The sequence below is a fragment of the Paraliobacillus salinarum genome (genome assembly GCF_014083865.1).
Taxonomy (GTDB): domain Bacteria; phylum Bacillota; class Bacilli; order Bacillales; family Amphibacillaceae; genus Paraliobacillus; species Paraliobacillus salinarum.
In genome coordinates, this window is sequence record NZ_JACEFA010000013.1 from 57,479 (window position 1) to 71,257 (window position 13,779).

A 13,779-nucleotide genomic window follows, 5' to 3' on the forward strand; every position below is an offset into this window, starting at 1 on the left:
GGTGAAGGAAATGGAAGAAAAAAACCAACCTATACAAGAAGAAAATATTGAAGTATGGGCAGATTTAGTAAATATTAAGGATTTAGTCTTAGCATTAATTATTACTAGTGTTTTTACTTTAGGTGCATATTTTATTGCGCCGAATGAACCCCCAAAACCATTATACTTTGGCTTAATTGGATCAATAGTCGGATTTATTATTTCTAGTATTCTTATTAAACCAAAAAGAAAATTTGAAACAGTTGAGAATGGGGACATATAATGGATATTACGTTAATTATGCAGATGGTTCTAGCAGCTGCTGCAGGGACTCTTATTTATACAATTATAGGTATAGCACCAGGAACAGATGAAACTGCCGTATTGGCACCGGTAACGTTGGTTTTAGTATTAACAGGTTTGGAGCCAATCGTTATATTGACATTTTTCATTGCATCGATTATCGCTAAGAAGCTAACCGACTCTATTCCAGTTGCTGTTGCAGGTGTGCCAGGGGGCGTAATGGCTGCACCAATGGTAGAGCATGCTTTGGTTCTAAAGCAATACGGTAAGTCTGATCTCAGTATTCGAAAGATGGCGTCAGGATCTGTGATTGGAACGATTGTCGCTGTGCCATTAAGTTTATTATTGGCAAACGCCTTAATTCCTTTTTCTGATGTGATTCAGAACTATACGAATCAAATTCTATTCGGAGGCGCAATTCTTTTAGCCTTAATGTCAAGAAATAGGTGGATAGCTCTTGCGTCGATTGTACCATTTGCTATACTAATACAAGGCTTACGTCATTTGTATTGGGGTTTAGGTGTAGTCCCAGAAGGTACGAATGTTTTTGTTTCTTTCTTTTTGGGGATTACAATTGGCCCGGTTATTTTGATATTATTTGAGTTATTGAATAAAGATAAACGAAAGTCTATGCAACGTTATGGATTAAAATCAATTGTTTTAAATAAAGATGCTAAACATAAAGGACTACCGAATCCTTTTAAAATACTAACTAAACAAGAATTAAGTATTAGTACACTAGCTTCTTTCTTCGGATCTATCCTTTTTATTTTAAGTCCTGTAGGTATTACAATTTTATTAGGAGAATTAGTTTCTTCACGTGTAAAAGATCCGATAAAGAAGAGTTCGCTAGCAATTTCGAGCATGGATGCACTAACAAATGCTTCATATATTGCTGGAACACTTATCCCTTTAATTGCTCTAGGTATTCCGCTGTCACCAGTGGCAATTGGTCCTGCGAATGCATTGTTTAATGCGCCACCAGTGTTTACATTAGAACATAATATGCACCATATTCTGTCTAATACCGACTTTATTTGGGCTGCAACTATTGGAGCGGTCGTTGCAATTGGGATAACGTATTTTGTCATTGTAAAATACGCACAACAAATTTGTACATTTGTTTTTAGATGGGTACCACATGAAGCCATGCTTGGATTGTTTTTTGGATTAGTTCTACTATTAGCATTCATGGATGGTGGGCTAGTTAATATTGGTGGTGTATTATTAATCGGTTTAGTTGCTGGTTTTATGCATCGTTTAGGAATCAATTATGGTGTGCAATTTATGGTATTATACGCTGCACCGTGGATTGTTTCGCAACTTGCGAATTTATCTTAAAGAAGCAGTTGGAATAGTTCTAAAAACAATAGTAGAAAACGCGATAAATAAAGGAGAGGCAACAATATGTTAGAACTACCACAGAAAACAGCAATAGGTAGCGCACATAGCAAACTGATTTTAGTAGGTGAACATGCGGTAGTATATGGTGAGCCAGCAATAGCTTTGCCATTTCCGTCTATTCATGTGAAATCAGTAGTGACACCACATGAGGGTCCTGTTTTGTTAGAAAGCAGTTTTTATGTAGGTCCGCTTAATAGTATTCCGGAAAAACTAAAAGGCATTGCACTTTGTATTAAAGAGACATGCAAAAAGCTTAATAAAGAACCTAATCATTTCCGAATGTACATCAAGTCAACGATTCCTATTGGTCGTGGCCTCGGTTCTAGTGCGGCAATTGCTATTGCTGTTGTGCGTAGTTTATACAACTTTTTTGATCAACCGTTAGACAAAAGTGATTTATTAGAGCTTGTTCATTTAGCGGAAACCTATGCGCATGGTAGCCCGAGTGGAATTGATATGGAAGCAGTGAGTAGTGATGTTCCAATTTGGTTTGAAAAGGGTAAACTAGTTGAAGAAGTAGAAATTAAAAATGCTTTTCATTTAGTTGTGGCAGACACAGGGCGAATTGGTGATACCCATGCAGCTGTTTCAAGCATTAAAGAGAAATATAAATCAATTACGGATCAAACAAAACAGTCCATTAAAATGTTAGGACACTTAACAAAAGAAACGAAAAAAGCTTTACAAGAAGGGAACCACTCTGTTTTAGGCGACATATTAAACCGTGCGCAAAGAGAGTTGGTTAGTTTAGGAGTCAGTGATGCAGGAATCGATCATTTAGTTAAAATTGCTAATCAAGCTGGAGCATTAGGTGCAAAGTTAACTGGTGGTGGTCGGGGTGGCTGCATCATCGCGCTCGCAAAGCATGCCTCTCATGCAAAAGCTTTAGCAGAGAAATTTGTGCACGCAGGTGCCGATCAAACATGGCACTTTCAAATTGGCCAAGATGAAGAGCAATACACAACATCTGTCAGTGGATCGTAATATTAAAGGAGCTAGATGATGAAAGCAACGGTTAAAGCACATACAAATATAGCACTAATTAAATATTGGGGTAAACGAGACGAGCGGTTGTTTCTTCCTACAAATAATAGTTTGTCAGTAACGCTAGATAAGTTTTATACAATTACAACGGTAGAATTTGATGAGCAGCTAACATCTGATCAATTTTATCTAAATGGTAACGAAGCAGAAGCAAAGGAAACGAAGAAGGTTGTTACTTTTTTAAATCGAGTGAGAGAAAAAGCGAATTCAACATTATTTGCAAAAGTAACTTCTGAAAATCATGTCCCAACTGCTGCTGGATTCGCATCATCTGCTTCAGGTTATGCTGCTTTAGCCGCAGCTGCTGCTAAGGCGATAGGTTTAAACCTGAATGAACGTGAGCTATCTCAATTGGCAAGGCAAGGTTCAGGGTCTGCTAGTCGATCGATTTTTGGTGGTTATGTAGAGTGGGAAAAAGGGATGGAATCAGATGGTTCTGATTGTTATGCCACACCTATTTTAGATAGAGATGCTTGGGATTTACGCGTACTGTCTGTGGAGGTAACGACAAAGGCTAAGAAAGTGTTATCTCGAGAGGGAATGAAACGTACGGTAGAAACGTCGCCATTTTTTGCTGGATGGTTAGAAGCGGTGGACAAAGACTTAATTACGATAAAAGAAGCGCTGCAAGAGAAAGATTTTACGAAGCTTGGACAAGTGGTGGAAGCAAATGCGTTGAAGATGCACGCAACAACACTCGGCGCTAACCCGCCATTTATGTATTGGCAGAGTGCGACAGTAGAAGTGATGCAGGAAGTACAAGCACTTCGTGAAAAAGGCATTGAAGCATACTTTACGATTGATGCTGGTCCGAATGTAAAGGTCGTTTGTCAGCCTGATGATGAGCAGAAAATTCATGAAGCACTTAACGCTTTACCGGTTGTTAATGAGATTCATCACTGTCGTGTAGGTCCGGGGATTACGTATATAGCAGATTAAACTAGGAATGGAGAAGAACTTTTATGCAAGCTCGTTCTTATCAAATCAAAACACCAGGTAAATTACTGATTGCAGGAGAATACGCGGTAACTGAACCAGACCAACCTGGTATTGTCGTTGCTGTCAATCGATATATGACTGTGCAAATTAAAGACGCTAGTTGTAATCAAATCGATTTGCCGCAGCTAGGGATGGAGAATGTTACTTGGGAATATGAAAATGAACAAGTGAATTTTTCTGTGAACAATAATAAGCTCCGATTTATTCAGCAAGCAATGCAAGTGGTTTATCGTTATTTATCTAATTCAGTCACTCCATTTCATTTAATAGTATCTAGTGAGCTGGACGATGATTCCGGAAAGAAATATGGACTGGGTTCTAGTGCAGCCATTGTTGTGGCGGTCATAACAGCTATGTTGACATTACTGAAAAAACAAAAGCCAACGGATGATGAAATTTTTAAACTTGCATCAATTGCACATTTTAAAACACAGGGAAATGGTTCATGTGCAGATATAGCCGCTTCTACATATGGTGGATGGTTATATTATGTTGCGTTTGATGGAGTTTGGTTATTGGAGCAACTAGATCAACCATTATCGATCAAGAAAATAGTTTCGGTAAAGTGGCCAAGCCTGTATATTGAACGATTGCAATTACCTAAAGGCTTGCAGTTCTGTGTAGGGTGGACTGGTGAATCGGCAGCAACCGCTCCAATGGTCAATAAAATTCGTAGTTATCAAAGGAATAATCCAAAAAACTATCATGCATTTTTGAGGGATTCTTTAGCAGCTGTTCAACTGATTGTTCAAGGCTGTAAAGAGAATAAGATTTCGCTTGTGCTTGATGGAATTGAGTATAATCGGTCAGTTTTACGTTCGATTAGTCAATTAGCAAACGTGAAGATTGAAACACCTCAATTAGAAAGGTTAGCCGAAATTGCTGCAGCATATGGTCGTGGCAAATCATCCGGTGCTGGTGGTGGTGATTGTGGCATTGCTTTTGTTGAGGGTGAGAACAAAAGCGCACAATTAAGAGACGCATGGCAAGTAGCTGGAATAAAAGCCTTAGATCTTCAGCCGTCTACTAGTGGAACAAGTGTGATTCTTAATGAGTTTAAAGGGTAATGATCCGTCGAATGCTCCACGCATAGATGGATTATTTTTTGTGACAAAAGTTCAAAATTAGAATTAAAAAACCACATTATTTATTATTGCTGTTATGAATATTACTATTAATAATAGAAAAGGTAAATTTGAAAAATCTTTATTTTTATCTCCTAAAATAAAACGCATTGCTGTTTCTATCAATCTAAAGGTTATGAAAGTGATAAAAGCCAGCATAATTCCTAATAATATAGTTAATTGATCGATAGAATCTAATACTAAATTAAATGATATTAAGACGATCGGAATGGAGAGTAGGCAAGCCAAGTCGTTTTTAGAGTCTAATAACCATTGCTTAAAATTAGTTATAATAAGATCACTTCCTTTTTTAAATTTTAACATAAATTTGGAAAAAACATCATCCACCACTTCCTGTAGAAATGGTGGATGATGTTAGTAATAAATGAAAATCTTTGTTTATTAATAGTGATAAGAATGAAAGACTCAATTAATTATTGTTTCTGGCATAAATGTTCATTGCATCACGCATGAAAGTCGCTAATCCTTCACCGAATTGATTAATGTTTTGGGTAAATCGTTCATCTGCTACATACATTTCCCCTAAACCTGCAAAAGCCTCTAGTGAATAGTTTCCCATTTCATTTAGAAGGTAAAACCATTTTTCAATTTGTGCTTGCGCTTCTTCAGATGTTGGGGACATGTGACGAATAGCAGCTAGATCAGCATAAATTTGATTCATTCGATTAGTCAATACTTCTTCATTTCCTTTTATTCGTTTATTTGCCTGATCAACTGTTTGATCCCCCCATTTGTCCCTTGCTTCTTTTTCGTAAGGATTCCCATTAGTAAAGCTGAATCCCTTGAATTTTTCTTCGTTCGTCATCATGATCTCTCCTTCATCATGCAATAATGTCTGATCAATTGTTTCAATCATTTGAGTGATTTGCTTTTGTCTTTGTAAAAGATTATGTCGGTGTAGCTGTAATGTCTTTTTTCGATCATAGGTTGGATCTTGCATGATTTCTATAATTTTATTCAAAGGAACATCGAGTGCTCGGAAGAAGAGAATCTGTTGTAAGTCATCCAAGTTTTTCTGAGAATAGTTACGGTACCCTGATTCAGTTATTTTATCCGGTTTTAAAAGCCCTATTTCATCGTAATGATGTAGTGTGCGCACACTAATATGGACTAAATCAGCTACTTCTTTGACTTTCATTTTCTCTTCGCCTCCTTTGTAAATTAAGCATAATCTATGACGTAACGTTAGGGTCAAGGGATTTATAAAATTAAATTATTCATCATTCTCTTTTTTTGATCGATCAAGCGCTTTGAGGAAGTAAGCAGTTGGCAATAATACGCCAATTGCCGCTTCAATGATAGAAAAAAATCTAGCTGGTCCAACTGGTAGCATGTCGCCATAACCAATTGACAGAATGGTAACACCACTAAAATATAGAAGATTAGAGTAGCTGTGATCAATTGGTTTACGATTGGAAATTGACTCAACTAATATAATATCTTGTTGTGCTAGTGCGTAATAAAGCACAGAAAATCCAAAGGTAATTCCAATTAATACGAAAAACAGCTTAAAGAATAAGGCTGTACTAAAATAACTTTTTCGATACGTCTTATTCATAAAAAAATAATATAGGTTTACACCAATAAAAATAATTGCTGCTCCAACAAAAAAATGTGCCATCACGTCTTCACCTCTAATAGGTATATCACCGTGATCGCACGTTTATAAACATTATTTAAAAAACTTTTTAATTAATTTAAATCCTTTTTCTGATCCAGGATATCGCAAAGGTACATCAAATTTTGTTGTTTGTTTTAAAATGCTTTTATAATGGCTAAATGTATCAAAGCTTGCTTTACCATGATAAGAGCCTGTTCCACTGTGCCCAACCCCACCAAATGGAAGATAAGGTGTCGCTAAATGATAAATTGTATCGTTAATACATCCACCACCAAAAGGTATTTGGTCAATAACTTGTTGTTCGGTTTGTTTATTTTCTGTAAATAGATACAGTGCTAATGGTTTTGGTTGATCTGATACTTCACGAATAACAGTTGATAGCTCTTTATAGGACATGATAGGTAATATTGGACCAAATATCTCTTCTTTCATTACTGGTGAATCCCAGTTAATATTTGTTAAAATCGTTGGCTCGATTTTAATTTTTTCTTGATCTGACTTTCCTCCATAGATCAACTTGTCTTTATCGATAAGTTGGTGCAGACGCTTGAAGTGTTTCTCATTAACAATCTTCGGAAAGTCTTGATTGTCTAATGGCTTTTTACCGTACAGCTCTGTGATTGCTTGTTGAAGTTCTTTTGTAAAATCAGCCTGTACGTGCTCGTGCACATAGATATAATCCGGCGCAACACACGTTTGCCCGGCATTCGTGAACTTTCCCCATGCAATTCGTTTTGCCGCTAGCTTTAGGTTAGCATCTTCATGTACAATAGAAGGACTTTTTCCGCCTAGTTCTAATGTAACTGGTGTTAAGTTTTTTGCTGCTTGCTCCATTACAATTTTCCCTACAGGCGTACTACCTGTGAAAAAGATATAATCAAATGGCTTTTTTAATAAAGCCTGACTTGTTTCTGCATCGCCTTCTATTGAAGTAATATAATTTGAATCGAACGTTTCTTTTATTAATCGTGTCAATACCGCTGAAGTGTGAGGGGTCAATTCAGAAGGCTTAATGATTGCTGTATTACCGGCAGCAATCGCTCCGATTAATGGAGAAATAGCTAATTGAAAGGGGTAATTCCAAGGTGCAATAATTAAAGTAACGCCATAAGGTTCTGGATAAATGACACTCTTTGAACCAATATGTGTCAGTGCTGTTTTTACACGTTTTGGTTTCATCCACTTTTTTAGCCTTTTCTTCATAAAATCTATTTCTTCATACAAGATTCCAATCTCTGTTAGAAACCCTTCAAACTCTGATTTGTTTAGATCTTGTTGGATTGCTGATAGAATCACATCTTCCTGCTGTTTAATTGCTCGTTTAAGATTATTCAACGCCTGAAACCGAAAAGATAATGACTTTGTTTCCCCGTTCTTGAAAAATGTTACCTGATCATCAAAAAGTAAATCTATTTGACCCAATATATCCACCTCCAAAATGGGGCATTGGGGTCAGTCCCCGATGTCCCATTTTTTCATTTGTTGCTCGATAATTATTTTGTTTTTTTGTTTTAATCTATTATTATGTGAAGATACCATTGCACCTTTAGCAGCTTCTGGATCCAAATATTTTTTCGCCATGTTCACTGCATTAGCTGCATCTTGGTATGCTCCGGCAATCAAGTGTAATTTACCATCATGATGAAGAATATCTCCGGCTCCATATACACCATCTATTGATGACTCACTAGATGAACTTCCCTCGATGAAATAATCATCATGTAGTTTAATTGGTAATGGACTATCTTGTAGTAAACTTTTATCTCGAAGATAGCCATGGTGAACGATGACATCATCAATTGATAAAGTGTGTTTTTTGTTAGTCTTAGTCTCAGTTAATTCTACTTGTTCAATTGTATCTCCTGATTGAGAAGAAGTGAAGTTAGTAATAGTTGTTTCAAAAAAACTGGCTACTTTCTTACTCGATAATAATTGTTCCGTAACTCTTTCATGTCCTTTGAAATTCTCACCTCTGTAGGTCAAATAAATTTTGTTAACAAAAGGTTCTAATTCTGCCGCCCAATCTATAGCGGAGTGTCCACCGCCGGAGATTAAGACATCCTTATCTTTAAAATATGCTAATGGTTTCATTAAATAGTGTAGATTAGTTTGTTCGAAATGGTGTATATTGTTTAACTCCAAACGTTGTGGTTGCAATATCCCACCACCAATTGCCACAATTACAGTTTTTGTTGTGTGTGTGACAGATTCACTAGTATGTAAGTGAAAAATTTTACTTTCATCTTGTGTTATTGAGGTCACTTTTGTATTTAATAAAACGGTAGGGTCAAATGTTAATCCTTGCTCTACCATTTGCTCGATTAATTTGGCGCCGGATAGTGGTGGGACACCTCCAACATCCCATACCATTTTTTCGGGGTAAACATGTACTTTGCCACCTAAGTATGGTTGAAATTCAATAATTTTTGTTTTTAATCCACGTAAACCACTATAAAAAGCTGCGAATAATCCAGCAGGGCCACCACCAATAATAGTTACGTCATATGTTGTATTTGTTGTCACTATATTTACCCCATTTCTAATATGTTAAATCATATGATTTGAAAATTAAGTTGACAAATCTTACTTATGGTAAGTATATTATCATTATAAACGAAAATGAGAATCGTTATCAATGCAAAAAGTTAGGAGGTACGATTGTGTCTCGACTATTTACAGAAAAGTTATCTGTTGGATACGGTGATGACCTGATTGTTAGAAATATGGAGATTACTATTCCTGATCAGAAAATTACAGCGATTATTGGAGCCAATGGCTGTGGGAAATCAACATTACTAAAAGCAATGACTAGGATCATTACTACAAATCAAGGGAAGGTTGTTTTGGATGGTGCTTCAATTCATAACCAAAACACAAAAGAATTAGCTCAAAAATTAGCTATTCTGCCTCAAACACCAGAAAGTATGCCCGATTTGACCGTTGGCGAATTAGTATCGTATGGGCGATTTCCTTATCAAAAAGGACTTGGAAGATTAACAAAGCATGATAAGCAGATGATTAATTGGGCATTAGAAGTGACTAACACGCTCTCCTATAAGCACGATTCTGTTGATACATTATCAGGTGGACAACGTCAAAGGGTTTGGATTGCAATGGCACTTGCACAAGATACTGAAATCATATTTTTAGATGAACCAACTACCTATTTAGATATGGCGCACCAATTAGAAATTTTAGAACTTCTTCAGTATTTAAATCAAACAGAAGGAAGAACAATCGTTATGGTTCTACATGATATTAATCAAGCTGCTCGTTTCGCTGATTATATGGTTGCGATGAAACAAGGTGAGATTGTAAAAGCAGGAACACCTGATGATGTCGTTTGTCATGATGTATTAAGACGTGTGTTTCATATTGATGCGAATGTATGTCAAGATCCATGTTCAAACCGACCAATGTGTATGACCTATAACCTTATTAAACAATCAATAACGAAACAGGCAAATTAAGAGGAGAATATATGATGAAAAAAATATTTATATTACTAGTAATGCTCGTGTTTATAGCGGGATGCACAAATCAAACGAAAAATACAGATGAGAACAAGGCAGCAGAAACAATTACTTATGAATCAGAGAATGGTCCAGTGGAAGTTCCCGCTAATCCTAAGCGTGTTGCAGTATTATCTACATTCGCAGGGAATTTAATGGCATTAGATATCAACCTAGTTGGTGTAGATTCTTGGTCTAAAATGAATCCAAATTTTGATGAAGAACTCGAAGATGTAGAAGAAGTTTCTGATGAGAGTTTAGAAAAATTATTGGAACTAGAGCCAGATTTAATCATCGGTTTATCAAATATTAAAAATGTAGATAAGCTAAAAGAAATTGCGCCTACTGTTACTTTTACCTACAATAAAGTGGACTATCTTACCCAACATATTGAGATTGGTAAATTAGTAAACAAAGAGGAAGAAGCAAGAGAATGGGTTGAAGATTTTAAAGCGCGTGCGAATAGTATAGGTGAAGATATTAAAGCTAAAATTGGTGAAGATGCTACGGTTACAGTAATTGAAAATTTCGAAAAACAATTATATGTTTTTGGAGACAATTGGGGTCGTGGCACAGAGATTCTGTATCAACAAATGGGTCTTAAAATGCCAGAGAAGGTAAAAGAAATGGCATTAACTGACGGTTATTATGCCATCTCTCCTGAAGTATTGCCTGAATATGCAGGTGATTATATGATTTTTAGTAAGAATACTGAAACAGACACATCCTTTCAAGAAACAGAAACATATAAAAATATTCCAGCTGTAAAAAATGATCGTGTATATGAAGTAGATGCACAAACTTTTTACTTTAACGATGCAACCACATTAGATTATCAATTAGATTTCTTTAAAAAAAGTTTTTTAGGGAATGAGTAAGTGGATAAACAGGATTCTAATATATTAGAATCCTGTTTATTACATGTTTATGTTAAAATCATTTGAGAATAATTTAGATTTACATAATGGATTTCTGTCTTTAATACATAGATTTTATATTGGAGTTACTTGAGTAAGGGAGCGATTATTTTTGCTGAAAAAGATGCCGTTTATATTTCAATTGATTCTAGCGTGTGGTTTCATGCTAATAGCTTTGTTAATCGCTCTAGTTTTTGGAGCAGCAGATATTACAATTGTTGACCTTTGGTATGCTTTTACTGATCCAAGCAAAACGGATATGGCCTCAATTATTTGGGAAATTCGTTTTCCGCGTGAAGTTGCAGCGATATTTGTTGGAGGGGGATTAGCTGTCGCAGGTGCTGTAATGCAAGGCTTAACTCGTAACCCATTGGCCGATCCTGGTTTGTTAGGATTAACGACAGGAGCAAACTTAGCTTTGGCAATTACATTAGCTTGGCTACCTACTGTTAATTATTTTGGGATTTTATTAGCTTGTTTTATTGGAGCCGGTGTTGGTGCATCGCTTGTATTTGGTATTGCTTCAATCAAACGTGGTGGCTTTTCCTCTTTTAGAATTGTATTAGCAGGTGCTGCTATTTCAGCATTTCTTGGTGCTATTGCAGAAGCGATAGGGTTGTATTTTCACATTTCAAAAGATATTTCTATGTGGACAGCTGGTGGATTGATTGGATCAAATTGGAACCAATTAGTTATTATTATTCCTTGTATGATTGGTGCAACGATTGTCACATTATTTCTTGGGAGACACTTAACAATACTTAGTTTTAACGAAGAAGTTGCTGTTGGATTAGGTCAGCGGACTCGTTTTATTAAGGGTCTTTTGTTCCTTGTTATTATCATTCTAACAGGTGCGTCTGTTGCATTAGTTGGTAATCTAACCTTTGTTGGACTTATGATTCCGCATATTGTTCGTGCATTGGTAGGTAGTGATTATCGATTTATTATTCCTATTTCAGCGTTTATTGGAGCAAGCTTTTTGCTGTTAGCAGATACATTAGCTCGTACGTTGCATGCGCCATATGAGACACCAATAGCTGCAATTGTGTCCATACTCGGATTACCGTTTTTTCTTTTTCTAGTGCATAAAGGAGGGAAAGCTTTCTCATGATTCATCCGTCGATCATAAAAAAACAAAGAATTGTTCTTCTCATCTTGCTTCTTGCAATTATTTGCACATTTTTTATTAGTATTGCACTAGGATATGCTTCGCTACCGGTTAGTCGATTACTGCCTATATTATTTGGTCAAGGAACAATGAAAGAAGAATTTATTTTATTTACATTACGATTACCAAGAGTTTTGATTACAATACTAGCTGGTATAGCGCTAGCTACTTCTGGAGCAATTCTGCAAGGTATTACAAAAAACGATTTGGCGGATCCAGGGATTATAGGAATAAATGCTGGTTCTGGTGTAGCAATTGCTATTTTTTTTCTGTTTTTCCCGGTTGAAGCGGGTGTTTTTGTTTATCTACTACCAATCGTTGCTTTCCTTGGTGCCTGTTTGACAGCGATTGTAATTTTTAAGCTTTCCTATCAAAAAAATCAAGGACTACAACCAGTAAAGTTTGTATTAATGGGTGTTGGTATATCGATGGCCTTATCTGGTGTAATGATTGTGATTATTTCTTCAGCTGAAAGAGAAAAGGTTGACTTTATTGCTAGTTGGTTGGCGGGTAGTATTTGGGGTGCGGATTGGCCGTTTATTTTAGCCATGTTGCCTTGGCTGTTGGTGTTGCTTCCATTTGTTTTATATAAAGCAAATCGTTTAAATATTTTAACGTTACACGATCATGTGTCAGTTGGTTTAGGAATAAATAAATCAAGAGAACAATTTGTTTTAATTGGTGTGGCAGTTGCATTGGCAGCTGCGGCAGTTTCTGTAACTGGTGGCATTGCGTTCGTTGGATTGATGGCTCCACATATTGCAAAAAGGCTTGTAGGGCCAAGATTTCAGTTATTTCTTCCAGTTGCCATGCTATTAGGAGGTTTATTATTGCTAATCGCAGATACTATAGGAAGGAATGTATTAGAACCAGATGGCATTGCCGCAGGAATAGTTACAGCATTAATCGGAGCACCATACTTTATCTATCTATTAATCAAATAATGAGACATTGGGGTCAGTCCCCTTTGTCCCATTTTTTCATCATTACATAGTGTGGAATACCATCTTCTAAAAAAGATTCTGATTTTGTTTCGTATCCCAACTTATGATAAAACTTTTCTGCTTGGGTTTGACCGTGTAAATAAACTGCATTTAACCCTTTGTCTCGCACGATCTTTTCTAAAGCAAGAACAATTTCTTTTCCTAATCCGTGCTTTCGAAAGCGAGAATGCACACAAATGCGCTCTAATTTCCCTTGTTGGTTCACGAAACGCAAGCGTCCAGTTGCTGCAGGGCTATTGTCTGTTTTTAGTAAAATATGTATGGTGTTTGGATCATCGTCATGTTGGTCAAATTCGTCTTCGATATGAACGCCTTGCTCATCCACAAATACCTCTTTACGAAGTTGATAAACCTTTTCCCATTGTTCTTTAGATGTGACTTGAGTTATTTTCATGTGATAGCTCCTTCTAGATGGGGCGGGGGGGTCTGACCCACTAGCGTTGCGCCAATGTAATTAATTTACATTAGTTTTAATAATTGTTATCAAAACAAACATTCATGAAACATTCATGCTTGAAACGTAGAGGAAATACACTCGCTTTCCGCGGGCACGGCCCATAGCCGTCAAGTTAAGCAAACATTGAAAGTCAAGATTATCATATAAAACATTATTTTCCAGTTAAATAGGTATCCTTATATGGTTTGTTATTAGCCTTTCTTACATTTTCTTACTTATTGCTTAG

15 protein-coding genes are annotated in these 13,779 nt (G+C 36.4%); 9 read left to right on the plus strand and 6 right to left on the minus strand.

The genetic code is table 11. The features are described 5' to 3' along the window. The first annotated feature begins 10 nt into the window (after positions 1–10). From HP569_RS11735 to HP569_RS11755, 5 genes are all read left to right on the plus strand, one after another. Positions 11–262: a hypothetical protein gene (locus HP569_RS11735; protein WP_182201363.1), complete on the plus strand. Its 252-nt coding sequence runs from the start codon at positions 11–13 to the stop codon at positions 260–262. Continuing rightward, on the plus strand, positions 262–1,623 hold the full coding sequence (locus HP569_RS11740; RefSeq protein ID WP_182201364.1) for a tripartite tricarboxylate transporter permease: 1,362 nt from the start codon (positions 262–264) through the stop codon (positions 1,621–1,623). The genes HP569_RS11735 and HP569_RS11740 overlap by 1 nt, the downstream gene beginning before the upstream one ends. A gap of 66 nt (positions 1,624–1,689) precedes the next feature. Further along, positions 1,690–2,670 carry a mevalonate kinase gene (mvk, locus tag HP569_RS11745; RefSeq protein WP_182201365.1) on the plus strand — a complete coding sequence of 327 codons (981 nt, stop codon included), beginning with the start codon at positions 1,690–1,692 and terminating at the stop codon, positions 2,668–2,670. Between the two features lie 18 nt (positions 2,671–2,688). Further along, on the plus strand, positions 2,689–3,669 hold the full coding sequence (gene mvaD, locus HP569_RS11750) for a diphosphomevalonate decarboxylase (RefSeq protein ID WP_182201366.1): 981 nt from the start codon (positions 2,689–2,691) through the stop codon (positions 3,667–3,669). A gap of 23 nt (positions 3,670–3,692) precedes the next feature. Next, entirely contained in the window at positions 3,693–4,796 is a 1,104-nt protein-coding gene (locus HP569_RS11755; RefSeq protein WP_182201367.1) for a phosphomevalonate kinase, read from the plus strand. 63 nt (positions 4,797–4,859) lie between these two features. Here the strand turns inward: HP569_RS11755 and HP569_RS11760 are convergent, their stop codons facing one another. The 5 genes from HP569_RS11760 to HP569_RS11780 all read right to left on the minus strand — a co-directional run bounded on the left by HP569_RS11760 (position 4,860) and on the right by HP569_RS11780 (position 9,018). After that, positions 4,860–5,177 carry a hypothetical protein gene (locus HP569_RS11760; RefSeq protein WP_182201368.1) on the minus strand — a complete coding sequence of 106 codons (318 nt, stop codon included), beginning with the start codon at positions 5,175–5,177 and terminating at the stop codon, positions 4,860–4,862. 106 nt (positions 5,178–5,283) lie between these two features. Next, positions 5,284–6,012 carry a MerR family transcriptional regulator gene (locus HP569_RS11765; protein ID WP_182201369.1) on the minus strand — a complete coding sequence of 243 codons (729 nt, stop codon included), beginning with the start codon at positions 6,010–6,012 and terminating at the stop codon, positions 5,284–5,286. A 75-nt stretch (positions 6,013–6,087) separates the two neighbouring features. Then, positions 6,088–6,495: a potassium channel family protein gene (locus HP569_RS11770; RefSeq protein WP_182201370.1), complete on the minus strand. Its 408-nt coding sequence runs from the start codon at positions 6,493–6,495 to the stop codon at positions 6,088–6,090. Between the two features lie 51 nt (positions 6,496–6,546). Next, complete coding sequence (locus tag HP569_RS11775; RefSeq protein ID WP_182201371.1) at positions 6,547–7,917, minus strand: aldehyde dehydrogenase; 1,371 nt, start codon at positions 7,915–7,917, stop codon at positions 6,547–6,549. A 30-nt stretch (positions 7,918–7,947) separates the two neighbouring features. Then, complete coding sequence (locus HP569_RS11780; protein ID WP_182201372.1) at positions 7,948–9,018, minus strand: NAD(P)/FAD-dependent oxidoreductase; 1,071 nt, start codon at positions 9,016–9,018, stop codon at positions 7,948–7,950. A gap of 137 nt (positions 9,019–9,155) precedes the next feature. Here HP569_RS11780 and HP569_RS11785 point away from each other — a divergent pair, with 137 nt between their 5' ends. The 4 genes from HP569_RS11785 to HP569_RS11800 all read left to right on the plus strand — a co-directional run bounded on the left by HP569_RS11785 (position 9,156) and on the right by HP569_RS11800 (position 13,036). Continuing rightward, on the plus strand, positions 9,156–9,965 hold the full coding sequence (locus HP569_RS11785; RefSeq protein ID WP_182201373.1) for an ABC transporter ATP-binding protein: 810 nt from the start codon (positions 9,156–9,158) through the stop codon (positions 9,963–9,965). Positions 9,966–10,006: 41 nt separating this feature from the next. Next, a complete protein-coding gene (locus HP569_RS11790; protein WP_425501869.1) occupies positions 10,007–10,885 on the plus strand; it encodes an iron-hydroxamate ABC transporter substrate-binding protein in 879 nt (292 codons plus the stop codon). Positions 10,886–11,048: 163 nt separating this feature from the next. Continuing rightward, positions 11,049–12,035: a FecCD family ABC transporter permease gene (locus HP569_RS11795; protein WP_182201379.1), complete on the plus strand. Its 987-nt coding sequence runs from the start codon at positions 11,049–11,051 to the stop codon at positions 12,033–12,035. Further along, a complete protein-coding gene (locus HP569_RS11800) occupies positions 12,032–13,036 on the plus strand; it encodes a FecCD family ABC transporter permease (protein WP_182201375.1) in 1,005 nt (334 codons plus the stop codon). Before HP569_RS11795 ends, HP569_RS11800 begins: the two co-directional genes overlap by 4 nt. A 13-nt stretch (positions 13,037–13,049) precedes the next feature. Here HP569_RS11800 and HP569_RS11805 read toward each other — a convergent pair whose 3' ends face one another. Further along, positions 13,050–13,490 (minus strand): GNAT family N-acetyltransferase, encoded by a 441-nt coding sequence (locus tag HP569_RS11805; protein ID WP_182201376.1) that lies wholly within the window; start codon positions 13,488–13,490, stop codon positions 13,050–13,052. Positions 13,491–13,779 lie beyond the last annotated feature (289 nt).